The organism is Streptomyces sp. NPDC001714 (assembly GCF_042892755.1).
Lineage (GTDB): Bacteria > Actinomycetota > Actinomycetes > Streptomycetales > Streptomycetaceae > Streptomyces.
In genome coordinates, this window is the sequence record NZ_JBIAUL010000015.1 from 64053 (window position 1) to 85689 (window position 21637).

A 21637-nucleotide genomic window follows, 5' to 3' on the forward strand; every position below is an offset into this window, starting at 1 on the left:
CGCAGACCGGGTGGGGCAAGGAACCCACGGGTCGGCGAGCCGTCCGTCGCGGGCGCGGGCGCGGTCCGAAGACTCACCCCCAGTCCTGGAGGGACCACTTCACATGGCCAAGATCATCGCGTTCGACGAGGAGGCGCGGCGCGGCCTTGAGCGCGGTATGAACCAGCTCGCCGACGCCGTCAAGGTCACCCTCGGCCCCAAGGGCCGCAACGTCGTCCTTGAGAAGAAGTGGGGCGCCCCCACGATCACCAACGATGGTGTGTCCATCGCCAAGGAGATCGAGCTGGAGGACCCGTACGAGAAGATCGGCGCCGAGCTGGTCAAGGAAGTCGCCAAGAAGACGGACGACGTCGCCGGTGACGGTACGACCACCGCGACCGTCCTCGCCCAGGCCCTGGTCAAGGAAGGCCTGCGCAACGTCGCCGCCGGCGCCAACCCGATGGCCCTGAAGCGCGGTATCGAGAAGGCCGTCGAGGCTGTCTCCGGTGCCCTGCTCGAGCAGGCGAAGGACGTCGAGACCAAGGAGCAGATCGCCTCCACGGCCTCCATCTCCGCCGCCGACACCCAGATCGGCGAGCTCATCGCCGAGGCGATGGACAAGGTCGGCAAGGAAGGCGTCATCACCGTCGAGGAGTCCCAGACCTTCGGTCTGGAGCTGGAGCTCACCGAGGGTATGCGCTTCGACAAGGGCTACATCTCGGCGTACTTCGCCACCGACATGGAGCGTATGGAGGCGTCCCTCGACGACCCGTACATCCTGATCGCCAACTCGAAGATCGGCTCCGTCAAGGACCTGCTCCCGCTCCTGGAGAAGGTCATGCAGTCGGGCAAGCCGCTGCTGATCATCGCCGAGGACGTCGAGGGCGAGGCCCTGTCGACCCTGGTCGTCAACAAGATCCGCGGCACCTTCAAGTCCGTCGCCGTCAAGGCCCCGGGCTTCGGCGACCGCCGCAAGGCGATGCTGAACGACATCGCCATCCTCACCGGTGGCGAGGTCATCTCCGAGGAGGTCGGTCTCAAGCTCGAGAACACGACCCTCGACCTGCTGGGCCGCGCCCGCAAGGTGGTCATCACCAAGGACGAGACCACCATCGTCGACGGCGCCGGCTCCACCGAGCAGGTCCAGGGCCGGGTCAACCAGATCCGCGCCGAGATCGAGCAGTCCGACTCGGACTACGACCGCGAGAAGCTCCAGGAGCGCCTGGCCAAGCTCGCCGGTGGCGTCGCCGTCATCAAGGCCGGTGCCGCGACCGAGGTCGAGCTCAAGGAGCGCAAGCACCGCATCGAGGACGCCGTGCGCAACGCCAAGGCGGCCGTCGAGGAGGGCATCGTCGCCGGTGGTGGCGTGGCCCTGCTCCAGGCCTCCCAGGTGTTCGAGAAGCTGGAGCTGGACGGTGACGAGGCGACCGGCGCGCAGGCCGTGAAGCTCGCCCTCGAGGCCCCGCTGAAGCAGATCGCCGTCAACGCCGGCCTCGAAGGCGGCGTCGTGGTGGAGAAGGTCCGCAACCTCACCCCGGGTCACGGCCTCAACGCCGCGACCGGCGAGTACGTCGACCTGATCGCCGAGGGCATCATCGACCCGGCGAAGGTGACCCGCTCTGCCCTGCAGAACGCCGCCTCCATCGCCGCGCTGTTCCTCACCACCGAGGCCGTCATCGCCGACAAGCCGGAGAAGGCCGCCGCGGCCGCTCCGGGCGGCATGCCGGGCGGTGACATGGACTTCTGAGCCTGAGGCTCGGATGTTCTGACGCGGTACCGAGGGCGGCACTCCCTGTTCGACAGGGGGTGCCGCCCTTCGGCGTACCCGGACCCGTGTCCGGAGTCACACGGCACCCGTGCGGGAGCGGGAATGCGTACGACCGGGTGGTTCGTTGTACACGGGCGTGCACTCGATGCGCGTGCACATACCGACTGGTATACGACTTAGGTATACGACCTACTCACGAGGAGCCCCCCACGTGACCGTCACCACGCCCCCCGCCTCCCGCGCGGCCGAGATCCTCTCCCGTCCCATCGCCCTGAACGGGCTCACGGTTCCCAACCGGATCGTGATGGCGCCGATGACCCGCCAGTTCAGCCCCGGCGGCGTCCCCGGTGAGGACGTGGTCTCGTACTACTCCCGCCGGGCCGCCGCCGGTGTCGGTCTGATCGTCACCGAGGGGACGTACGTCGGCCACGACTCGGCCGGAGGCAGCAGTCGCGTCCCGCGGTTCCACGGCGAGGAGCAGCTGGCGGGCTGGGCGAAGGTCGCCGAGGGCGTGCACGCGGCCGGCGGCACGATCGTCCCGCAGCTTTGGCACATCGGCATGGTCCGCAAGCAGGGGCAGGCGCCGGTCGCGGACGCCCCCGCCGTCGGCCCCTCCGGCATCCGCCTGGACGGCACCGAGGGCGAGGGCAAGGCGATGACCCAGCAGGACCTGGACGACGTCATCCGCGCGTTCGCCGAGGCCGCGGCCGCCGCCGAGCGCATCGGCTTCGACGGCGTCGAGCTGCACGGCGCCCACGGCTACCTGCTCGACCAGTTCCTGTGGGCGGGCACCAACCGCCGCACCGACGCCTACGGCGGCGACCCGGTCGCCCGTACGAAGTTCGCCGCGGAGATCGTGGCCGCCGTACGGGAGTCGGTCTCCCCGGAGTTCCCGGTCATCTTCCGGTACTCGCAGTGGAAGTCCGACAACTACGACGCCCGCCTCGCCGAGACCCCGGAGGAGCTGGAGGCGATCCTCACCCCGCTGGCCGCCGCCGGCGTCGACGTCTTCCACGCTTCCACCCGCCGCTACTGGGTCCCCGAGTTCGACGGCTCCGACCTCAACCTGGCCGGCTGGACGAAGAAGCTCACCGGCAGGCCCACCATCACCGTCGGCTCGGTCGGCCTCGACGGCGAGTTCCTCAAGGCCTTCGTCGGCCAGGGCTCCGCGACCAAGGGCATCGACGACCTCCTCGACAGCCTGGAGCGCGAGGAGTACGACATGGTCGCCGTCGGCCGTGCCCTGCTCCAGGACCCCGAGTGGGCGGCGAAGGTCCTCGCCGGCCGCGCGGACGAGCTGAAGCCGTTCGAGGGGGCGGCGCTGCAGACGCTGAGCTGATTTCCGCGCGCTCGCCCTCGGGTCACCCGGCGATCCGGCCGAAGAACCCGAGGGCGAACGCGTACGGCATCACGAGCAGGAGCGCGGGACGCAGGGTGCGTCGGCGCTGCTCGCCCGCGCGCACCCGGGTGTCGTACGCATAGACGAAGGCGCCGGCGACACACCCGCCGACGTATGCCGTCGACATGAACCCGAACACCCTGCCCCACTCACCGACCACCGCGACCGTGGCCAGCACCTGGCCGGTGACCGCCGCAGCCGCTCCGACCCAGGTCACCGGGTCGTCCTGTACCCGCCAGGGGGCAGCCCCGCCGGACCCCCGGCCCCTGAGCCTGGTGAAGAGCGCGTACCCGATCGCGGGCAGGCCCGCGAGCATCAGCAGGGTGGCCCACATGGCGCCGGTGTCCGCGGAGACGGTCACAGCCACCCCGCGATGCTCATGACGAGGGCGACCACACCCTGGATCGGCAAGGACAGGACGCCGAAGATCAGAGCGCCCCAGCGCGCGGAGTCCGCGTCCAGGCCGCCGTACCTCCCCCAGCTCCAGCCTCCGACGGCGGCCAGGAGAGGGACGAGGGCCAGCACGACCTGCCCCGCCGCGAACAGCGGGACCACGTCGAGGGCCATCAGCACCCCCACCCCGGCCCGGACGCCCCGCGCCTCGCGGGTCTCCGGCCGGCCGAAGTACATCGCGCTGTAGATCACGGAGTGCACGAGGGCGACGAAGGTGCAGATGATGAGCGCGCCCGAGACCCGGTCGCCCAGGACCGCGAGGAAATCCCCGTGCACCAGTCCGCCCAGGAGGTCCCCCGACATGTTGAAGGCCGACGTCGCGAGCGTGACCAGGAGCGACACCCGCAACTGCTTGAGCAGGCCGGTCATCGGCGTTCACCCGGGGCGTTTGTCGCGTGCTTCATCACGGCTTGCTCTCTGGTCGGCGGCTGACGGGGACATGGGACGCCAGGAATCTGTGAGGGCGTTCCTCCCGGCTCGTCGCCTGGCTGAAAACCGCTGTCCCAGGAGGGCGCAGTCTAGGTGACGGCCGTGCGCCGCCTGTTGGGCAAACCGGTTCTGGCCAGCCAGAACATCTCAAGTGGGGTGCGGGACCGACCCACTTGTCGCATGTACTTCGTTATGTGCTTGTGAGGACAGCGGAGCGCCCTCACCACCGTCGTCGCCCGTGGATGCGCCACTTCTCGGTCCGGATCTCTCCCGTTACCTTCGACCCCATGAGCGACGACTTCCGCCTGGCCACCCCCGCCGATCTCGACGCCATCGTGTCCACCCTCACCAGCGCCTTCTTCCACGACCCGGTGTGGGGTCCGGTCTTCCCCGACAAGAGCCGGCGGGCCGGGCAGGCGGCCGTGCTGTGGCGGGTCTACGCCACCTCGGCGCTGCGCTACCCGTGGACGTTCGTGACGCCGGGAGCGGAGGCGGTGGCCGTGTGGATCCCCGCGGGCGGCACCGAGCTGACCGAGGAGGAGGAGCGGGAGCGGCCCGGGCTGCTGGAGCGGGTCGCGGGAGCCGGAGTGGCGCGGGCGGTCGAGGCGGCCGAGGCGAGCTTCGGGGCCGCCCACCCCGACGAACCCTTCTTCCACCTGACCCTCCTCGGCACCCATGCCGACCACCGGGGCAAGGGACTTGGCATGGCCCTCCTGTCCGACACCCTGACCCGTCTCGACGCCGTGGGCGCGGCCGCCTGTCTGGAGTCCACCAACCCCGCCAACAACCGCCGGTACGAGAGCGTCGGCTTCACCCCGCGCGCCGAGATCACCATGCCGGGCGGAGCCACCGTGACCAGCATGTGGCGCCCGGCCCGCTGAGCGTCCGCTCTTTCCCGCATCCGCAACCTCCCCCTAGCCTGCGGAAGATGAGGATCCTGCATCTCTCCGACACCCACCTGGACCGCACCGACGCCCCCAACGCGCGCGGTGTCAACGCCACCGCGTCGCTGCGGCTGATGCTCGACGAACTCCGCCGTCTCCAGGGCCTCGACGCGATCGTCGTCACCGGTGACCTCGCCGACGACGGCGCGGTGGAGGCGTACACCACCCTGCGCACGCTGATCGGCGCCTACGCGCGGGACCGGAACATCCCCGTCCTTTGCACCACCGGCAACCACGACGAGCGCGAGGCCTTCGCCAAGGTGCTGGGCAGCGGGCATCTGGACGCCGACGGCACCGATCGAGCCGAGCTGGTGTTCGACTCGCAGGAGCGGGCCGCCGTGAGCACCGCCGCCGGCTGGCGCTTCGTCACCCTGGACTCGCTCGTACCCGGCAAGGTCTACGGCCGTCTCGGCGCATCCCAGCTGGAGTGGCTGCGTGAGGTGCTGCGCACCCCGGCCGAGCGCGGCACGGTCCTCGCCTTCCACCACCCGCCCGTCGCCCTGGAGATGTCGCCGATGCAGCAGGTCTTCGGGCTGCGCGACCCCGGCGACCTGGCGGCCGTGGTCCGGGGCGGCGACGTACGGGTGATCCTCACCGGCCACTACCACATCCAGCTCTTCGGGCTGCTGGAATCGGTGCCGGTCTGGGTGACGCCCGGGGTCGTCAACCGCATCGACCTGACCGTGGCGCCCGGCGGCGAGCGGGCGGTGCGCGGGGCGTCGGCGTCGCTGGTGGAGCTGGGCGGGTCCGCGGGCCCGATGTTCCACACCTTCCATGCGCGGGATCCGCGGGCCCATGAGACGGTGTACGAGATCGACGAGGCGGAGGCCAGGGCGTTCATGGCCCGGCACGGCTGACCTGGATTGCCCGGCTTCACTCCAACGGGTGAGGGGTGTTCGGCACTCGTGCGAGGCGCCGGACGTTTCATCGGTGACCGGCTGTGAAACCGGCAGCGGTCAGTCGTCGGAAGTGGCAGCAACCAGCCGTCGAAAGCGAGCGATCATGATCACGAACGAGTCCGCCGGGCCGACGGCCGTCACCGAGGGCCCCGTCGTGCGCACCACCGCCGGCGCCGTGCGCGGCCTGCGGGAGGGCGGCCTGGCGGTCTTCCGGGGGATACCGTTCGCCGAACCGCCGGTGGGAGCGGCCAGGTTCGCCGCGCCGCGCCCGGCGCGTCCGTGGGACGGGACGCGTGAGGCGTACGCCTTCGGCCCGCCGCCCCCGCAGGACCTGGGCATCCAGGGGCGCACGGGTGTCCTGGAGGCCCCCGAGGGCGACGACTGGCTGACGGTGAACGTGTGGACGCCCGCCCCGGACCCGGCCGCCCGCCGCCCGGTGATGGTGTGGATCTACGGCGGCGCCTACAAGCTGGGCCACTCCGGCAGCCCCGGATACGACGCCCAGCACCTCGCCCGCGACGGCGACGTGGTCGTGGTCTCCCTCAACTACCGCGTCGGCATGGAGGGTTTCGCCCAGATCGAGGGGGCGCCCGCCAACCGGGGCCTGCTGGACCAGGTGGCGGCGCTGGAGTGGGTGCGGGAGAACATCACGGCGTTCGGCGGCGATCCCGACCGGGTCACGGTCTTCGGCGAGTCGGCGGGGGCCGGGTCGGTCGCCTCCCTGCTGGCGATGGAGAGGGCGCGCGGGCTGTTCCGGCGGGCGATCGCCCAGAGCGTCCCGGGCACGTTCTTCTCCCTCGACCTGGCGGAGGACATCGGCAGGGCTCTCGCGGCCGAGGCCGGTCTGCGCCCCACCGTGGCCGACCTGGCGACGACCGACCCGCGCCGGCTGACCGAGGCCGGGCAGGCGCTCGGCGCCAAGATGCCCCAGTACGTGGACCGTTGGGGCCAGATCGCGCCGACGGTCACCCCTTTCTCCCCGGTGGTCGACGGCGAGGTGCTCCGCACCACCCCCTGGCAGGCGCTGGCGTCCGGCTCCGCGCGTGACGTGGACCTCCTGGTCGGCCACAACCGCGACGAGTTCCGCCTGTTCCTGGTCATGAGCGGGATGTACGGCAAGATCACGGAGGAGCAGGCCACCGGCGCCCTGCGCTTGTTCGCACCGGGCGGCGCGGCGGGCGACCACGCCTACCGCGCCGCCCACCCCGACGCCTCGCCGAGCGACCTGTACGAACGGGTCCAGACCGACTGGCTGTTCGCCATACCGTCCCTGCGCCTGGCGGAGGCACAGACCGCGGGCGGCGGCCGGGCCCACCTCTACGAACTGACCTGGGGCGCCCCGGGCAACGACGGACTGCTGGGCGCCTGCCACGGCCTGGACATCCCGCTCCTGTTCGGCACGTTCGAGGCGGACCTCGCCAACCTCCTCTGGGCGGGCACCGGCGTCACCCCCGAGGCGAAGGCCCTCTCCGCCCGCTTCCGCACCGCGTGGACGTCCTTCGCCGCGACCGGCGACCCGGGCTGGCCCGCCTATGACACCGAGGCCCGCACCACCCAGGTCCTGGACACGGCACCGTCGGTGACGGCCTACCCGGAGGAGACGAGCAGGCAGCTGTGGGAGGGGTACGACTTCGCTCCCTCACCACTGCTGGGCTGACCGAGCCGCGGGGCCGGGCCGGTCACGGCAGGATGGAGTCGACGTAGCCGCCGTCCACCCGCAGGGCGCCCCCGGTGGTGGCCGAGGCCTGGTCGGAGCTGAGGTAGACCACCATGTGGGCGATCTCCTCCGGTTCGATCAGGCGCTGGAGCAGCGACTGCGGACGGTGCTCGCGCATGAAGACGCGCTGGGCCTCGTCCCAGGGCAGGTCGCGGTCGACGAGTTCGTAGACGAAGTCCTCGACGCCTCCGGTGTGGGTGGGACCGGCGATCACGGAGTTCACCGTGACGCCGGTGCCGGCGGCCTGCTTGGCGAAGCCGCGGCCCACCGCGAGCAGCGCGGTCTTCGACATCCCGTAGTGGATCATCTCCGCGGGGATGACGACCGCCGAGTCGCTGGCGATGTACTGGACGCGCCCCCAGCCGCGTTCGATCATGCCCGGCAGGAAGAGGCGGGTCAGCCGTACCGCGGCCAGGACGTTCACCTCGAAGTAGCGCCGCCACTCCTCGTCCGTGATCCGCAGGGGATCCTCGGCACCGAAGATACCCAGGTTGTTGACGAGGATGTCCACCTGCGGCAGGGCCTCCGCCGCTCGGCGGGCGCCCTCTTCGCCGGTCACGTCCGCCGCGACCGGAACGAGATCCGCGCCGGGGGCCTCCTCCGCCAGCCGGGCCACGCTCTCCTCGACGCGCTTCGCGTCCCGGCCGTTGACCCCCACCCGGGCCCCGGCACGGGCCAGGCCGACGGCGATCGCCGCGCCGATGCCCTGCGTGGAGCCGGTGACCAGTGCCGTGCGTCCCGTCAGATCGATCTTCATCCCGCCGAACCCCTTCCGCGTGCGTGTCTGAGCTCAGGTACCCGGGTGGGCGCCCCGACACAAAGGGTTCAGGCGTTCAGCGCCTGGATGGCGGCACCGGCACCGGGCGCCGCCCCGTGTCACGCCGGCGGCGGTGCGGTGATCCGCTTCTCGAACCAGTGGTGGGCGTACGGCTCGTCGTTGAACGCCGGTACCTCCTGGAAGCCGTAGGAGTGGTAGAGGTTGATCGCGGAGCTGAGCGTCTTGTTGGTGTCGAGGCGCAGGGTGTCGTAGCCGTGCCCGGCGGCCCGCGCCTCCAGTTCGGTCAGGAACCGGCGGGCGAGGCCGAGTCTGCGGGCCCGGGGGGCGACCCACATGCGCTTGATCTCCGCCGGAGCCCCGGGCGGCAGCTTCACCCCCGCACAGCCGACGGCTTCGCCGTGCAGCCGGGCGACCAGGAACAGGCCGCGCGGCGGCCGGAGTTCACCCGCGTCCGGCAGCAGGCTGCGCGCGGGATCGAAACCGGTGTCGAAGCGCTCCTGCAACTCGGCGAAGTACGCCAGCAGGCAGCGCCGGGCGTCGGGATGGTCGGGGTCGACGACGTCCAGGGTGACCGTCCCGGCGGTCAGCAGCCGGTCGACCTCGGCCATGGCCGCGACCAGCCGGGCGCGCTGTGCGGCGTTGAGCGGCTGGAGCAGGGAGCCGGCCAGTTCGTCGCTGCGGTCGTCGAGCAGGGCGCGCTCCGCCCGGCCCTTCCCGGTCAGCCGCACGGTACGCACCCGCCTGTCCTGCGGGTGCGGCTCCACCGCCACCAGGCCATCCGCCTCCAGGGAACGCAGCAGCCGGCTGACGTACCCGGAATCGAGCCCGAGACGCTCACGCAGCCGGCGCACGTCGTCGCCCTGCTCGCCGATCTCCCAGAGCAGCCGGGCTTCGCCGATCGGCCGGTCACGGCCCAGGTAGCGGTCGTGGAGCACGCCCACGCGTTCGGTGACGGTCCGGTTGAACCGCCGTACCTGCTCGATCTGTGCCACATTCATTCCCTGACTTTAGTCAGAGAACAATGGGTGGCGCCATCGGCCGCTGAGCGCTCCGCTGGAAGTGCCGCGATAGGCCGTCCGGCGACTGCGGCGCCGTGGTGGCTGGTCGCGCAGTTCCTCCCCCCAGCCTTCGGCCGGGATACCCACAGCGCCCCTTTGGGGCGCTGCCGCAGGACCCGCTCAGAGGTTGCCCAGCGGCTCGATGTCCACGTGCACCGGCGTGCCCCACACCCGGAGCACCTCGTAGTCGGTGAACTCGTGGACCAGCCGATAGGCCATGGCCGGCCGGGATCCGCGCCGTTGGGCGGCGAGGTACAGCTCGGCCTCGCGCCGGTCGCGCCGGGGGGTGCCGCACAGCTCCCACTCCCGGCCGTTCCACGCCTCGGGCAGCCAGCGCTGCTGCGGCTGCGGCCGGTCGGCGCGCACGCCGTAGCGGGACATGGAGGGTCCGGCGGCTTCCTCGGGCACGGGCCGAGGCCCACCCGCGTACTCCGACCGCCGCGCGGCCCGCCGCCGCGTCTCGCACAGCAGACACAGGTCGGGGGCGCTCTCGTCCACGGGCCCCTGCGGGTGCTCGGCGCACCGGGTCGTGGGCGCGGCCGCGCTGACGGTCTCCTCCAGCAGGTCGAGGGCGCGCCGCAGGTCGTCCTTGACCTCGTGCAACTTGGCGTCGGGTGTACTCGCGGTCAGGGCCTCCCCGTGCTCCCCGAGCAGACGAAGGGCCCGGCCCAGGGCGGTGAGCTGGGAGTGGTTCATGGGGACCAGCGTGGCATACGGCGCTGACAACCCTTCGGTGAGATCAGTCGGCGTAGTCCTTGAGCTTCTCGGTGTCCAGGGTGAAACCGAGGGGTTCGGGGAGCTCGACGGGGGTTCCCCAGGGATAGGAGGCGGTCTGTTGGGAGCGGCTGTCCTCGGGCTCGCTGTAGGCGAGGGCCTGGAGTACGTATTCGTCGGTGGCGCCCCGGGCGAACCACTCCGTGAGCAGTGGGGCGAGAGTTGGGAGGGCGGGTTGAGGCCCTCCACCCATTCCGTGAAAAGAGGACTCGGGGCCGAGCGCTTGAGCCTCGGGGCCGGTTCAGGACGGCCGGGGGGCTTCGGTGATGAGGGTGTAGAGCTCGACGATGACGCCGTCCTTGCAGTGGGCGATGTCCATGCCGGTCACGACGGGCGGTTCGCCGGCCGGGCCGTACAGGAAACCGAGGTCGTCGAGGGCGGAGACGGGGCCGTCGGGCCGGAAGACCCAGCCCGGGGTCTCCGCGAGCAGCTCTGTGGCGCGCTCGGCGAAGGCCTTGCGGCCACGGTTCACGCGGTCGGGCTCGTGCCACACGACGTCCTCGGCGTACGTCTCGGCGATGGCCGCGTTGCGCCGCTCGGTGTCCGGTTCGTTGAAGACGTCCAGCAGGTTACGGCGCATCAGGTCGGCGACGGTTCTGGTCATGGGCGGTCCTCCGGGTCGTTGCGGTCACTTCCTGACACTCTCCACGAAGGCCGACCAGGCCGCCGACCGGAACACGAGTTTCGGGCCGAGGGGATTTTTCGAGTCGCGTACGGGCGTGAGGGTGGGGTGGCCCGGGGCTACTTCGAGGCAGTCGTCACCGCCGGGTCCGCTGTACGTCGACTTGCGCCAGCTCAGTTCGTGGTCAGGGATGGTCCTCATGGGCGTAATCCTGCGCCAACGCCTCGATCAGAGCCAGGGACTTCTCCTGCGAGAGTGCGGAAGCCACGAGCAGATCAAACACGAACCTCAGTCGGGTGACGATGGCGGGGTCGTCCTCCAACCGCGAGCTGCGCACTCCTTCGAAGTAGACAAGCGGAGGGGCGTCTGCGAAATCCATCAACTTCAGGGCACCCTGCATTGCCGGGTGCCCGCCTGCGCTGAACGGCACTACCTGCACGATGATCCGGCTCCGGCGAGCCAATCCGACGACATGGCGTAGAGCCTCTGCCATCACTGCCGCCCCACCGATCTCCCGGCGCAACGCTGCCTCGTCAAGCACCGCCCACAACAACGGCTTTGTTGGGTGGTCCAGCAGACGAGTCCGATCCATCCGGCCCTCTGTCCACTCCGCTCGCCTCGGTGGTGCGGGGGGAACGGCCGCCGCTCGGGACGTACGTGACGGACGTGCGGGACGGGCGGATCGGCGAGGTCAGGGGCCATGCCGGCGGTGTCGTGCAGGTGCGGCCGGTCGTCGGCGGCGAGGAGTGGGACTGTCCGCCGGAGTCGCTGGAGCCGGCGCCGCCGGAGGAGGTGCTGCGGGCGCAGGTGCGGTGGATCAACGGGGTGCGGCGGCTGCCCTGTTGATGCCTGGGGAGGAAGCCCGCTCTGTAGGGTCGCGGTCATGAGTGTTGAGGTGGCGGTCCTCCGGGAAGCGGACGACGAGTCGGTCGAGGCATTGGCGCGCTTGCTGCCGCAGCTTTCGAGTACGGCCGGTCCCGTGGATCGCGGGGCCGTGCGGACTCTGCTCGGCAGCGATGCGAACACGGTGCTCATGGCGCGGGTCGACGGCGAAGTGGTCGGGATGCTGACATTGGTCATGTTTCCCCTGGCTTCCGGTCTGCGGGCCCGCATCGAGGACGTGGTGGTGGACGAGGCCGCGCGGGGGCACGGTGTCGGGGGTGCCCTGACCGAGGAGGCGCTGCGGCTGGCGGAGGCGGCGGGCGCTCGAACCGTGGACCTCACCTCGCGTCCGTCCAGACCGGCGGCGAACCGGCTGTACGAGCGCCTCGGTTTCGAGGTCAGGGATTCCCGGGTCTACCGCTTTGTCCTGCAGCGGTGAGCGGAGCCGTATCGACGGATGTCACTGAGCGCGAGCTGACCCATCCGTGGGAGGGGGTTCTGATCGCTCCGGCGCACGGGAGCGAGGTCGGCGTTCTGGTCCTGGCGGGATCCAGCGGGCGCGTCGAGCGTGAGCGGGCGCGCATCCTCGCTCGGCAGGGGTTCGCAGCCCTGGCGATCCGCTGGTTCGGTGGGCCCGGGCAGCCGCCGGGGATCTGCGAAGTTCCCCTGGAGACCTTCACCACCGCCGTCGACCTCCTCCGGCTGGGCGGAGCGCGACGCATCGGCATTCTCGGCGTCTCCAAGGGGGCTGAGGCGGCTCTGCTCACGGCTGTGCGTGACACGCGTGTGGACGTGGCCGTCGCGCTGTCGCCGACCTCGCGCGTCTGGTGCAATGTCGGCCCGGGCCGCGACGGTGCGCACCACCCGTATCGCTCGTCCTGGACCTGGCGGGACCGGCCGCTGCCGTTTGTCCCGATGGACGATTCCTGGGTGCCCGAGGAGCCGGACAGCGGTCCGGTCGCCCTTCGGGGATGGTACGAACTGAGCGAGCGGACCTTCGCTCAGTCGCTCCCGCCGGCGGACATCCCCGTGGACACAGCCAGAGCCGATGTCCTGCTGGTGGCGGGCGGCGATGACGCGATGTGGCCATCGCTTCCCTTCGCCGAGCAGCTGGCACATCGCCGACGGTCGGCCGGGGCAGCCGTGTGTCTGATCGCCCGCGACGATGCCGGTCACCGGCCACGCCTTCCTGGTGAGAGCCCCGCGCCGGCGTCCCCGCGCTTCAGGTACGGAGGCACTCCTGAAGCGGACGCGCTCCTCGGCAGGGCAGCGTGGCCGCACATCCTCGACGCGCTCGGCGGCGGAGGAGCCGCTGCCGACGAGCGCTGAAACCGGCCAACTTCTGTGGGTGGGCTGTCCGCTGACCAGGTGGTGTCAACAATCCTGGCGACAACTCATCGACTTCACAGCAACTCTTCAGTGACCGCTGTTGCACTCATGCCCGCACGAGCCGCCCACAGAAGAGACGGAAGTGAAGCGAGTGAAGCGCAGAACTGTAGTCATGGGGCTCACCGCAGCCGCCGCGGTTCCGGCGGTCGGGTTCGCGACGGGCGCGCAGGCCGCCACCCGGGCGGCGGCGGGCACGTCGTCGGCCACGGACTCGGCCCTGGTCTTCGACCCCGCCGCCTACACCGAGCTGACCACCAGCATCACCGACACCGCGGGCGCCGCCCACGATGTGACCTACCACTTCTACAAGGTCAGCAGTTATGTGGCGAACCCGGTGGACGTCACGTACCAGGGGCTCAACGTCAGTGTTCCGGTCTCGGTCGACGGGGTCGCCGTGGACGCGACCCACGCGCCGGTGCTGCTCGCCAACAACGTGGGCGGGTACATGCCTTCGTCGGTGGCGAGCGCGACCGGGATCGGGGGCGGCGGGGGTGCCGGGGGGCCCGGTGGCCCGGGTGGGCCCGGCGGTGGGAACAGTGGACCGAACCGTACGATGCTGGCGCTGCTCGCCGGGTATGTCGTCGTCGAGCCGGGAGCCCGGGGCCGTACCCTCGTCGACGCGAACGGCTTCTACTATGGATGTGCGCCCGCCGCCATCGTCGACCTCAAGGCGGCTGTGCGGTACGTGAAGTCCAACCGGGGGCTGATACCGGGCGACGTCGACCGGATCGTCTCGGCCGGGACGAGCGCGGGCGGTGCGCTCTCCGCTCTGCTCGGCTCCTCCGGCGACAGCCCCCTGTACGCGGAGGAACTGGCCGCGCTGGGTGCGGCCGACGCGAGTGACGCGGTGTTCGCGAGCGGCGACTGGTGCCCGATCACCGACCTCGAACACTCCGACATGGCGTACGAGTGGTGCTGGGGCGGCAACCCGCTCGCCGACGGTTCGAGTGTCGACGCCACCGTCTCCGCCGATCTGAAGGCGCAGTTCACCGACTACCTCGCCGCCCTGCGGCTGACGGCCCCGGGCTTCGGGCGGCTCACCGACCGCAACCTCGACGAGTACCTGGTGAAGACCCACCTGGAGCCGTCCGCCACCCGCTACCTGGCCGCGCTGTCCGACACCGACCGCGCCACCTACCTCGCCGCCAACACCTTCATCACCTGGGACGGCACGAACGCCACCTTCTCCTGGGCGGACTTCCTCACCCACGTCGGCCCCCGCAGGAAGAACGCACCCGCCTTCGACGCCTTCGACCTGTCGACCCCGGAGTGCAACGAGTTCGGCACCGACACCACCGCCACCCGCCACTTCACCCTCTACAGCCTGCGGCACGCGGAGGGCGACAGCGCACGGCTCGACGCCGACATCCCGAAGAAGCGCGACCAGATGAACGCCATGTACCACGTGGCGCAGCAGGCCAACCGCACCCGGCACTGGTGGATCCGCCTCGGCACCAAGGACAGCGACACCTCGCTCACCGTCGCCGCCAACTTCGCCGCCAAGCTGAAGAACCTCGGCGACGACGTCGACATCAAGTACTACTGGGACGCCGGGCACGGCGCCGACGACGACCCCGGTGACTTCATCGACTGGATCGCCGAGGTGACGGGTCGTCCGGGCGCGGGCCACCGGCGACGTTGAACCCGACGTACGTGGCCAGGAAGCCGACCGCGTAACCGGTCAGCAGGCCGCCCGCGTAGATCGCCGCCGCCGGGGCCGGGCCCCTGTTCCCCGTGAGAAGGGGGAACAGGGCCCAGCCCGACGGGCCGATGGCGGTGGCGCCCACGCGGTCGCCCAGCACCGCGAAGAACCCGACGAAGGCGCCGCCCGCCGCCCCGCCCGCGCAGGCGGTGAGGAACGGGCGGCCGAGCGGGAGCGAGACGCCGTAGATGAGGGGCTCGCCGACGCCCAGCAGGCCCGCCGGGAGCGCCGACCTGATCGTCGTACGGAGCTGGGTGTCGTGGCGGAGACGGACGTAGACGGCGATCGCCGCGCCCACCTGGCCCGCGCCGGCCATCGCCAGCAGGGGGAGCAGGACGGTGTAGCCCTGCTGCTGGATGAGGGTGGTGTGGATGGGGATCAGGGCCTGGTGCAGGCCCAGCATGACGAGGGGGAGGAAGAGGCCGCCGAGGACCAGGCCCGCGAGCGGGCCGGTGGTGGCGAGCAGCCAGTTGGCCGCCGTGCCGATGGCGGCGGAGACGAGACCGGCGGCGTACATGAGGCCATAGAGCGTGGCGAGGCCCGCGACGAGGACGGTGACGGTGGGGGTGAGGAGGACGTCGAGGGCGTCCGGGACGCGGCCCCGGCACCACCGTTCGACGTACGTCGCGAGCAGCGCCGCCGCCAGGGCCCCGAGGACCCCGCCCTGGCCGGGCGCGAGCGTCACCCCGAAGGCCGTCACCTTCGCGACGCCGGGATAGACGACGATCGCCGCGACCGCACCCCCGAGGACGGGTGTCCCGCCGAACACCTTCGCCGTGTTGTACCCGACGAAGACGCTGATCAGGGCCATGAAGCCGGAGGCGATGGCGGCGAGGGCGGGGGTCAGCCAGGACAGCCGGCCGGCGTTCACGAGCAGCCCGTTGAGGCCGGCCAGTACCCCGCAGCCGATCAGGGCCGGGATGAGCGGCACGAAGACGTCGGCGATACGGCGCAGGGCGGTCTTGAGGGGGGTCGCGTTGCGCCGGGCACGGGCCGCTTTCAGTTCGGCGCCGCGGGCGGCGAGGTCCGCGGCGTCGTGATCGGGCCGACGTTCTCGGGTGCGGGTGCGTCGTGGTTGCTCGTGCAGTTCCCCGCGTCCCTTCGGGGCGCGTCGCAGTGACGCGCCGCCAGGCCGGAGGCCGCCCGTGGCGGGGCCGTCCGGAGCCGGGCCGTCCGGCAGGGGGGCGCACGACTCGAAGGCGCCCGGCCGGTCGGCGCCCGGTGCGCGATCGGCCGTCGCGGCGGCGCCGAGCAGCCTTTCGAACTCGGCGGTCACCGCCACCACCGCACCCGGGCCGATCACCACCTGGAGGGTGTCTCCGTCGGCCACCACACCCAGCACCCCGGGCACCGCCCGTACCGCCTCCGCGTCGGCCCTTTCCCGGTCGGCGATGCCCAGCCGCAGCCGGGTCATGCAGTGGGCGACGGAGGTGACGTTCGCGGGGCCGCCGACCAGGGGCAGCAGCGCGGCGGCGGTGTCGTACGACGATCTCTGCACCCCCCGAGCGTGCGGGTCAGCCGCCCGTCGTGGCGAGCGCCGCGCGCAGACGACCGCCGGACTCCTCCAGAAGGCGGGCGGCGGTGGGCCCGTCGACGCCGGCCAGGATCACCAGGACGGCGGCCTTCACCTCGCCGTCGGTGGCGGTGAGGGCCGCCTCGATCTCGTCGTCCGAGGCGCCCGTGGCGAGGGCGACGATCCGCCGGGAACGGGCCCGCAGCTTCTCGTTCGAGGCCCGGACGTCGACCATCAGGTTCCCGTAGGTCTTGCCGAGCCGGATCATCGTGATCGTCGACAGCATGTTGAGGACGAGCTTCTGGGCGGTGCCGGCCTTGAGGCGGGTGGACCCGGTGAGCAGCTCGGGGCCGACGACGACCTCGATCCCGTGCTCGGCGGCGGCCGCGAGCGCGCTGCCCGCGTTGCAGGAGAGGCCGACGGTCAGGGCGCCCAGGGCGCGGGCGTGCTCGACGGCGCCGACGGCGTACGGGGTGCGGCCGGAGGCCGAGACGCCGACGACGGTGTCGGCGGCGCCGATGTCCAGCGCGTCCAGGTCCATCCGGGCCAGCTGCGCGGAGTCCTCGGCCCCTTCCACCGACGTGACCATGGCCTCCGGCCCGCCCGCGATGACCCCGACGACCTGACCGGGCCGCGTGTTGAAGGTGGGCGGGCACTCGGAGGCGTCCAGAATCCCGAGCCGCCCGGCGGTACCGGCCCCGGCGTAGACCAGCCGGCCGCCCTGGGCCATCCGGGTGGCGATGGCGTCGATGGCGGCCGAGATCTGCGGAAGACGCTTCGCGACAGCGCCGGCCACCCCGGCGTCCTCGCCGTTCATGAGCCGCGCGATGTCGAGGGTGGGGAGGGTGTCGATCTCGGCGAGCTCGGGCCGGAAGGCCTCGGTGGTGAGCGTTTCCAGCTCGCTGCGAAGGGAGCGGTGTTCGGTGGTCATTCGGATACGGCTCTTTTCAACGCGGACGAGTGCATCAACTCAGGGGCGCTGGGGGTACCCCCGGCCGAAGGCTGGGGGAGGAACTGCGCGACTAGTCACGACGAACCGGCACGCTCCCACAATGATCAAGCCCTACGGTCTATCGAGGCGCACTCCGGTGCCGGTGAGCCAACGCCTCGTACGACGCCGCCAACGCCGGCGCGGCCGCCTCGTACGTCCGCTGCGCCACCCCCACGAACAGGCAGTCCACCACCAGCAACTGCCCGGTCCGCGACGACATCGCCGCCGGCCGCAACTCGCTCTCCCGCGCGGTCGACGTCGTCAGCACATGGTCGGCGTACTGCGTCACCGACGACCCCGGCCGCCCGGTGATCGCGACGGTCGTGGCCCCCCGTTCGAAGGCCACCCGCAACGGCTCTATGACGTCCCCGGTCGACCCGGAGTGCGTGATCGCTATCGCCACGTCCCCGGCCCGCAACTGCACCGCGTTGGTGACCGCGAGATGCGGATCGCTGTGGGCGTGCGCTATCAGCCCTATCCGCAGCAGCTTCTGCGTGAGGTCCTGGGCGACCAGCCCCGACGCCCCGATGCCGTACACATCGGTCCGCCGTGCCCCGGCGAGCGCGCTGACGGCGGCCCCCAACTGCACCGTGTCGAGGCCGGCCGCCGTGTCCGCGAGGGTCTGCTGCTCGTCGTAGGCGAGTTTCGCGACGACGTCGGCGATCGGGTCGTCGACGGCGATGTCGGTGGTGATCGCGGGCGCCCGCCCCGACTGCTGCTGCGCGGCCAGCCCGGCGAGGGCGAGCCGCAGGTCGCGGTAGCCGGGGTAGCCGAGCAGCCGGGCGGTGCGGACGACGGTCGCCTCGCTGGTGCCGGTGAGTTCCGCGAGGCCGGTGACCGTGAGGGCCGCGCAGCCGGCGGGGTCGCCCGCGACGGCCTCGGCGACGCGCTGCATCGAACGGGTCATGGAGGGCGCGAGGGTCCGCACCTTGGCCGCCAGGGCGGCGGGAGCCGGCGGCGCGCCACCGCTCCCGTGGCTGCCGAAAATTTCCTTCACGTCCTCGGTCACCCTTGAAAGATATTTTCGGTTCGGGTACCCGGTCAAGACCGCGCACAATAGGACCATGGATCCCGTAAGCCCCTTGGAACAGGTGCTGCACGCAGCCCGCGCCCTGGTGCTCGCCGACCTGGTCGCAGGCGAGGTCGCCGAGGCGGACGTCGTCTCGCTGGTCGAGGACTCCGTCGTACAGCGGCGCTGGTGGGTGGAGCAGTGGCCGGAGGGCGCGGGATACGTGGCGGGGCTGGTGGCCCAGGACGTACAGGACGCGCTCCTCGAGCGGTACGGCCGCTGGCCGCTGTGCCCGGTGTGCGGCTCCGGCGACCCGCACGCGCTGGACGTCGAACCGGAACTCGGCCCGGACCCGCACTGGGTGTGCCACAAGGCGGGCGTGAAGGTCGCCTCCGTCGGTTCCCTGGGCAGTTCCCTGGGCGGCGGGATGCCGTCCTCATGACGGAGTTCTCATGACGGAGTTCTCGTGACGGTGTACATCGATCCGCCGAACTGGCCGGGCCACGGCCGGATGTGGTCCCACCTCGTCAGCGATGTCTCGTACGCCGAACTGCACGCCTTCGCCGAGGACATGGGCATCCTGCGCCGCGCCTTCGAGCGCGACCACTACGACATCCCCTCCCACCGCTACCCGGACGCGGTCCGGGCCGGGGCCGTGGAGGTCAGCAGCCGCGAGGTGGTGCGGCTGCTGCACGGGGCGGGGCTGCGCCGGCGCAAGAGCGACGTGCCCCGCCGGTAACGGCCCCTACGCCCCCTGCTCCGTCCACAGCGCGAAGGCCAGCCCCGTCTCGTCCTCGCTCACCTTGGTGAAGCCGGCGCGTGCGACGACCGCCTGGGAAGGGGTGTTGGCCGGCTCGACGGTGGCGAAGAGGGAGCGTACGTCGTCGCGGGCCAGGGCCCAGTCGGCCAGGGCGCGGAGCGCTTCGGTCGCGTAGCCGTTGCCGCGGGCGGCCTCGGCCAGGTCGTAGCCGATCTCCACCCGGCCCTCCTCGTCCGGGGCGGAGTGGAAGCCGATGCCGCCGACCGCACGGCCGTCCGCCCGGCGGACCAGGGTGAAGACGCCGAACTCCGGCCGGTGGACGCCCCCTTCGTACGCCTTCAGCAGGAAGCCGGCGGCGTCCCGGGTGCCCTTGTAGGGGCCGCCGTCGATCCACTCGAAGCCCCCGTCGCCGCCGAGGCGCAGGTCGAGGGCCTCGGCGGGGCGGATGCCGACGAGGTCGAGACGCTCGGCGGGGATGACGAGGTTGTTGGACCAGCGCCAGTCGGTGACCGGGGCGCGGCCGGGCAGCTCGCCGCGGCCGGTGGCCCACAGAAGGGTCGGCCAGGCGGCGGGGCCGGGCTGGACATGCGGGAACAGCCAGGCCAGGACGGACTCCGCGAGTTCTTCGGAGGGCCGGTAGGCGAGCCCCAGGCCCAGGGCCATGTCGTGGGTGTGGAGCAGCACTTCGGCGATGCCCATCGCGGCGAAGCCCGCGCGGTCCGCGCTGCGGAAGGGGTAGGGGTGGAAGGCGCGGACATGGCGGGAGGTGGTGCGGACGGTGGCGGCGAGCAGGGCGCCGGTCGTCTCGATCACCTGCAGCAGGCCGGAGTTGTCGGTTCCGTCGTCGAGCCGGAGCTCGAAGGGCACGTACGCGTCCTGGGCCCGCCCGGCCAGATTGGCCGCGTACGCGATGAGGTCGTCGGCGACGTGGACCGCCGTCTCGTGGCAGTTCCAGTCCAGCCTGCCGGCCGTCACCGCCGTCCAGTCCCTCGCCACCGCGGGCCGCAGCGCCGTCACGCAGCCCGCCACGGCCTCTTCCACCTGGTCCCCGCCCATTTCACGCATGGGCCGCACCCTAGGGCGCCGGATCCTCGGCGGTCGACAGCATTTCCAGCTCCGCGGCGAGGTTGTAACGGGCGGTCGGCTCCCACTCGGTCCGGCCGTACGGCGTTCTGAACAGGTGTGGCAGGTCGAGGAGTTGGCGCAGGATCGCGGAACGGCCCGCGCGGAAGGCGTCGCTGGGGACGAAGTGGTACTCCTCGCGGACTTCGGCGGTGTAGGCGGCGTACCCGGAGGGCGGGGCGGCGAGGATGGCGAGGTCGGCGTCGCACAGGACCTCGCCGTTGCGGTCGCCGGGGGCCGGGTCGTGGGTGACGGTGAGCCGGACCAGGCGGGCCACCTCGGCGGTCTGCCGTGCCGGGAGCCCGGCCTCGGGGAGGGCGCGTTCGGCGAGGCGGGCCGAGCGCTCCTCGTTCTCCGACCGGTCCGGCAGGTACACCGCGTCGTGGAACCAGGCGGCGAGCCGGACCAGGTCCGGGTCGTCCGCGTACTCCTCCAGTACGTCGATGCGGTCGAGGACCGCCGTGAGGTGGGCGACCGTGTGGTACCGGCGCTGGGGCTCCTGCCAGCGGCGGAGCAGTTCGTCGGCGTACGGGTCGGGATCGGGGTGGCGGGGGTCGTCGTCGCGCGCCATGAGGAGGGCGCCCCGCCAGCGGGAGTGGAGATCGGGGAGATCGGCCATGCGCTCATTCTCCCGCCCGCCACCGACATCGCCCTAGCGTGGGAGGCATGACTGCTGCTGACGACGTACGCGACCCCCTCCTTCCCGGCCGTCTCCTCACCGTCGAGCGCGACGCGCTGATCCCGCTCCTCCGCTCCCGGCCGGACGCGGACTTCGCGCTGCCGACCGCCGCCTGTCCGGGGTGGACGGTGCGGGACCTGCTCGCCCACTGTTCGTCCGCGCTGATCCGGGTGGTCGAAGGCCGCTTCGAGCCCGGGGTGTTCTCACCCGAGTCGAACGACCGGGACATCGCCGAGCGCGCCGACTGGGCGAACTCCCGGGTCCTCGACGAGCTGGAGCGCGGGATGACCGAGGCCGGGGACGTGATCGCGGGGCGGGCGGACGGGGCGCTGGACCGGATCGCCCTCGGCGAGTGGGTGCACGCCGGTGACGTCCGCGACACCCTCGGCGAACCCGGTGCCTACACGGGCGCGGGCCTGCCCCACGCGCTCTCGCTGCTGGCCCGGGTGACCCGGGAGCGGGGGCACCTGCGGCTCCAGGCCGACCTGGACGACGTGGACGACCCGCTGCACCTGGGCGAGCCCAGCGGGGCCCGGACCCCGGCCCGTTTCATGGGGGACGCGGCGACGCTCGTACGGCTGTACACCGGGCGGTCGCCGGACGGGGCGTCGTACGAGCTGATGGGAGCGGAGCCGGCGGAGCTGAACCTCTACGGCTGAATACGGACGGTGTGTGACGGGGGCGGTCTCGCGGCCGTCGGCGTTCCCCGCGTACCCTGGATTGGACTAGACCTCCTGTGGTCGGTCGCATGGGTACACGGGGAACACCAC

The 21637-nt window shown here is 71.8% G+C and carries 25 protein-coding genes and 1 pseudogene; 12 read left to right on the forward strand and 14 right to left on the reverse strand.

Translation table 11 applies throughout. From position 1 onward, the window contains the following. The first annotated feature begins 103 nt into the window (after window positions 1–103). On the forward strand, window positions 104–1726 hold the full coding sequence (gene groL / locus ACFY0P_RS33875) for a chaperonin GroEL (RefSeq protein ID WP_388921859.1): 1623 nt from the start codon (window positions 104–106) through the stop codon (window positions 1724–1726). A gap of 232 nt (window positions 1727–1958) precedes the next feature. Then, window positions 1959–3086 (forward strand): NADH:flavin oxidoreductase, encoded by a 1128-nt coding sequence (locus ACFY0P_RS33880; RefSeq protein ID WP_388921862.1) that lies wholly within the window; start codon window positions 1959–1961, stop codon window positions 3084–3086. A 22-nt stretch (window positions 3087–3108) separates the two neighbouring features. On the opposite strand, the gene ACFY0P_RS33885 is transcribed toward ACFY0P_RS33880, so the two are convergent. Continuing rightward, window positions 3109–3513: a hypothetical protein gene (locus tag ACFY0P_RS33885; RefSeq protein WP_388921865.1), complete on the reverse strand. Its 405-nt coding sequence runs from the start codon at window positions 3511–3513 to the stop codon at window positions 3109–3111. Next, window positions 3504–3968 (reverse strand): hypothetical protein, encoded by a 465-nt coding sequence (locus tag ACFY0P_RS33890; protein WP_388921868.1) that lies wholly within the window; start codon window positions 3966–3968, stop codon window positions 3504–3506. The genes ACFY0P_RS33885 and ACFY0P_RS33890 overlap by 10 nt, the downstream gene beginning before the upstream one ends. 347 nt (window positions 3969–4315) lie before the next feature. On the opposite strand from ACFY0P_RS33890, the gene ACFY0P_RS33895 reads away from it, so the two are divergent. From ACFY0P_RS33895 to ACFY0P_RS33905, 3 genes are all read left to right on the forward strand, one after another. Then, window positions 4316–4909, forward strand: coding sequence for a GNAT family N-acetyltransferase (locus ACFY0P_RS33895; protein ID WP_388921871.1), 594 nt, complete (start codon window positions 4316–4318; stop codon window positions 4907–4909). Between the two features lie 47 nt (window positions 4910–4956). Further along, window positions 4957–5829, forward strand: a complete 873-nt coding sequence (locus ACFY0P_RS33900; RefSeq protein WP_388921873.1) for a metallophosphoesterase — start codon at window positions 4957–4959, stop codon at window positions 5827–5829. 145 nt (window positions 5830–5974) lie between these two features. Then, window positions 5975–7528 (forward strand): carboxylesterase/lipase family protein, encoded by a 1554-nt coding sequence (locus ACFY0P_RS33905; protein ID WP_388921876.1) that lies wholly within the window; start codon window positions 5975–5977, stop codon window positions 7526–7528. 22 nt (window positions 7529–7550) lie between these two features. Here ACFY0P_RS33905 and ACFY0P_RS33910 read toward each other — a convergent pair whose 3' ends face one another. The 7 genes and pseudogenes from ACFY0P_RS33910 to ACFY0P_RS33940 all read right to left on the reverse strand — a co-directional run. Further along, window positions 7551–8345, reverse strand: a complete 795-nt coding sequence (locus ACFY0P_RS33910) for an SDR family NAD(P)-dependent oxidoreductase (protein WP_388921879.1) — start codon at window positions 8343–8345, stop codon at window positions 7551–7553. A 119-nt stretch (window positions 8346–8464) separates the two neighbouring features. Further along, the gene (locus tag ACFY0P_RS33915) at window positions 8465–9364 is read right to left on the reverse strand and encodes a GNAT family N-acetyltransferase (RefSeq protein WP_388921882.1); all 900 of its coding nucleotides are present in this window, start codon (window positions 9362–9364) and stop codon (window positions 8465–8467) included. Between the two features lie 180 nt (window positions 9365–9544). Further along, the gene (locus tag ACFY0P_RS33920) at window positions 9545–10120 is read right to left on the reverse strand and encodes a hypothetical protein (RefSeq protein ID WP_388921885.1); all 576 of its coding nucleotides are present in this window, start codon (window positions 10118–10120) and stop codon (window positions 9545–9547) included. Window positions 10121–10163: 43 nt separating this feature from the next. Next, entirely contained in the window at window positions 10164–10391 is a 228-nt protein-coding gene (locus tag ACFY0P_RS33925; RefSeq protein ID WP_388921888.1) for a hypothetical protein, read from the reverse strand. A 48-nt stretch (window positions 10392–10439) separates the two neighbouring features. Then, complete coding sequence (locus tag ACFY0P_RS33930; protein ID WP_388921891.1) at window positions 10440–10802, reverse strand: nuclear transport factor 2 family protein; 363 nt, start codon at window positions 10800–10802, stop codon at window positions 10440–10442. A 24-nt stretch (window positions 10803–10826) separates the two neighbouring features. After that, window positions 10827–11021 (reverse strand): DUF397 domain-containing protein, encoded by a 195-nt coding sequence (locus ACFY0P_RS33935; RefSeq protein ID WP_388921893.1) that lies wholly within the window; start codon window positions 11019–11021, stop codon window positions 10827–10829. Beyond that, window positions 11005–11430, reverse strand: a pseudogene (locus ACFY0P_RS33940) (DUF5753 domain-containing protein); the annotation flags it as partial. The gene ACFY0P_RS33935 and the pseudogene ACFY0P_RS33940, both read right to left, overlap by 17 nt. An 11-nt stretch (window positions 11431–11441) precedes the next feature. On the opposite strand from ACFY0P_RS33940, the gene ACFY0P_RS33945 reads away from it, so the two are divergent. From ACFY0P_RS33945 to ACFY0P_RS33960, 4 genes are all read left to right on the forward strand, one after another. Continuing rightward, window positions 11442–11666, forward strand: a complete 225-nt coding sequence (locus ACFY0P_RS33945; protein ID WP_388921896.1) for a hypothetical protein — start codon at window positions 11442–11444, stop codon at window positions 11664–11666. A 37-nt stretch (window positions 11667–11703) separates the two neighbouring features. After that, complete coding sequence (locus ACFY0P_RS33950) at window positions 11704–12141, forward strand: GNAT family N-acetyltransferase (RefSeq protein WP_388921900.1); 438 nt, start codon at window positions 11704–11706, stop codon at window positions 12139–12141. Then, window positions 12138–13031 carry an acyl-CoA thioester hydrolase/BAAT C-terminal domain-containing protein gene (locus ACFY0P_RS33955; RefSeq protein WP_388921902.1) on the forward strand — a complete coding sequence of 298 codons (894 nt, stop codon included), beginning with the start codon at window positions 12138–12140 and terminating at the stop codon, window positions 13029–13031. Before ACFY0P_RS33950 ends, ACFY0P_RS33955 begins: the two co-directional genes overlap by 4 nt. A gap of 172 nt (window positions 13032–13203) precedes the next feature. Further along, window positions 13204–14733, forward strand: a complete 1530-nt coding sequence (locus ACFY0P_RS33960; protein ID WP_388921905.1) for a subtype B tannase — start codon at window positions 13204–13206, stop codon at window positions 14731–14733. Here the strand turns inward: ACFY0P_RS33960 and ACFY0P_RS33965 are convergent. The 3 genes from ACFY0P_RS33965 to ACFY0P_RS33975 form a co-directional block, all read right to left on the reverse strand. Then, window positions 14675–16291: a PTS transporter subunit EIIC gene (locus tag ACFY0P_RS33965; protein ID WP_388921908.1), complete on the reverse strand. Its 1617-nt coding sequence runs from the start codon at window positions 16289–16291 to the stop codon at window positions 14675–14677. The genes ACFY0P_RS33960 and ACFY0P_RS33965 overlap by 59 nt on opposite strands. A gap of 16 nt (window positions 16292–16307) precedes the next feature. Then, a complete protein-coding gene (gene murQ / locus ACFY0P_RS33970; RefSeq protein ID WP_388921911.1) occupies window positions 16308–17237 on the reverse strand; it encodes an N-acetylmuramic acid 6-phosphate etherase in 930 nt (309 codons plus the stop codon). Window positions 17238–17376: 139 nt separating this feature from the next. After that, window positions 17377–18306 carry a MurR/RpiR family transcriptional regulator gene (locus tag ACFY0P_RS33975; RefSeq protein WP_388921914.1) on the reverse strand — a complete coding sequence of 310 codons (930 nt, stop codon included), beginning with the start codon at window positions 18304–18306 and terminating at the stop codon, window positions 17377–17379. Between the two features lie 55 nt (window positions 18307–18361). On the opposite strand from ACFY0P_RS33975, the gene ACFY0P_RS33980 reads away from it, so the two are divergent. Both ACFY0P_RS33980 and ACFY0P_RS33985 read left to right on the forward strand, forming a co-directional pair. Then, window positions 18362–18748: a hypothetical protein gene (locus ACFY0P_RS33980; protein WP_388921916.1), complete on the forward strand. Its 387-nt coding sequence runs from the start codon at window positions 18362–18364 to the stop codon at window positions 18746–18748. Between the two features lie 24 nt (window positions 18749–18772). After that, window positions 18773–19045, forward strand: coding sequence for a DUF4031 domain-containing protein (locus ACFY0P_RS33985; protein WP_388921919.1), 273 nt, complete (start codon window positions 18773–18775; stop codon window positions 19043–19045). Window positions 19046–19051: 6 nt separating this feature from the next. Here ACFY0P_RS33985 and ACFY0P_RS33990 read toward each other — a convergent pair whose 3' ends face one another. Both ACFY0P_RS33990 and ACFY0P_RS33995 read right to left on the reverse strand, forming a co-directional pair. After that, window positions 19052–20131: a GNAT family N-acetyltransferase gene (locus ACFY0P_RS33990; protein WP_388921922.1), complete on the reverse strand. Its 1080-nt coding sequence runs from the start codon at window positions 20129–20131 to the stop codon at window positions 19052–19054. A 10-nt stretch (window positions 20132–20141) separates the two neighbouring features. After that, a complete protein-coding gene (locus tag ACFY0P_RS33995; RefSeq protein ID WP_388921925.1) occupies window positions 20142–20807 on the reverse strand; it encodes a hypothetical protein in 666 nt (221 codons plus the stop codon). Window positions 20808–20854: 47 nt separating this feature from the next. Between ACFY0P_RS33995 and ACFY0P_RS34000 the strand changes: the two genes are divergently transcribed. Next, the gene (locus tag ACFY0P_RS34000) at window positions 20855–21526 is read left to right on the forward strand and encodes a maleylpyruvate isomerase family mycothiol-dependent enzyme (protein WP_388921928.1); all 672 of its coding nucleotides are present in this window, start codon (window positions 20855–20857) and stop codon (window positions 21524–21526) included. Window positions 21527–21637 lie beyond the last annotated feature (111 nt).

Excerpts from the sequence above, each read along its gene's own strand:
- murQ (WP_388921911.1), bottom strand. The coding sequence starts at position 17,237 with ATGACCACCGAACACCGCTCCCTTCGCAGCGAGCTGGAAACGCTCACC.
- ACFY0P_RS33930 (WP_388921891.1), bottom strand. The coding sequence starts at position 10,802 with ATGACCAGAACCGTCGCCGACCTGATGCGCCGTAACCTGCTGGACGTC.
- ACFY0P_RS33925 (WP_388921888.1), bottom strand. The coding sequence starts at position 10,391 with ATGGGTGGAGGGCCTCAACCCGCCCTCCCAACTCTCGCCCCACTGCTC.
- ACFY0P_RS33935 (WP_388921893.1), bottom strand. The coding sequence starts at position 11,021 with ATGAGGACCATCCCTGACCACGAACTGAGCTGGCGCAAGTCGACGTAC.
- ACFY0P_RS33920 (WP_388921885.1), bottom strand. The coding sequence starts at position 10,120 with ATGAACCACTCCCAGCTCACCGCCCTGGGCCGGGCCCTTCGTCTGCTC.
- ACFY0P_RS33980 (WP_388921916.1), top strand. The coding sequence starts at position 18,362 with ATGGATCCCGTAAGCCCCTTGGAACAGGTGCTGCACGCAGCCCGCGCC.
- ACFY0P_RS33910 (WP_388921879.1), bottom strand. The coding sequence starts at position 8,345 with ATGAAGATCGATCTGACGGGACGCACGGCACTGGTCACCGGCTCCACG.
- ACFY0P_RS33960 (WP_388921905.1), top strand. The coding sequence starts at position 13,204 with ATGGGGCTCACCGCAGCCGCCGCGGTTCCGGCGGTCGGGTTCGCGACG.
- ACFY0P_RS33990 (WP_388921922.1), bottom strand. The coding sequence starts at position 20,131 with ATGCGTGAAATGGGCGGGGACCAGGTGGAAGAGGCCGTGGCGGGCTGC.
- ACFY0P_RS33950 (WP_388921900.1), top strand. The coding sequence starts at position 11,704 with ATGAGTGTTGAGGTGGCGGTCCTCCGGGAAGCGGACGACGAGTCGGTC.
- ACFY0P_RS34000 (WP_388921928.1), top strand. The coding sequence starts at position 20,855 with ATGACTGCTGCTGACGACGTACGCGACCCCCTCCTTCCCGGCCGTCTC.
- ACFY0P_RS33900 (WP_388921873.1), top strand. The coding sequence starts at position 4,957 with ATGAGGATCCTGCATCTCTCCGACACCCACCTGGACCGCACCGACGCC.
- ACFY0P_RS33995 (WP_388921925.1), bottom strand. The coding sequence starts at position 20,807 with ATGGCCGATCTCCCCGATCTCCACTCCCGCTGGCGGGGCGCCCTCCTC.
- ACFY0P_RS33895 (WP_388921871.1), top strand. The coding sequence starts at position 4,316 with ATGAGCGACGACTTCCGCCTGGCCACCCCCGCCGATCTCGACGCCATC.
- ACFY0P_RS33905 (WP_388921876.1), top strand. The coding sequence starts at position 5,975 with ATGATCACGAACGAGTCCGCCGGGCCGACGGCCGTCACCGAGGGCCCC.
- ACFY0P_RS33890 (WP_388921868.1), bottom strand. The coding sequence starts at position 3,968 with ATGACCGGCCTGCTCAAGCAGTTGCGGGTGTCGCTCCTGGTCACGCTC.
- groL (WP_388921859.1), top strand. The coding sequence starts at position 104 with ATGGCCAAGATCATCGCGTTCGACGAGGAGGCGCGGCGCGGCCTTGAG.
- ACFY0P_RS33915 (WP_388921882.1), bottom strand. The coding sequence starts at position 9,364 with ATGAATGTGGCACAGATCGAGCAGGTACGGCGGTTCAACCGGACCGTC.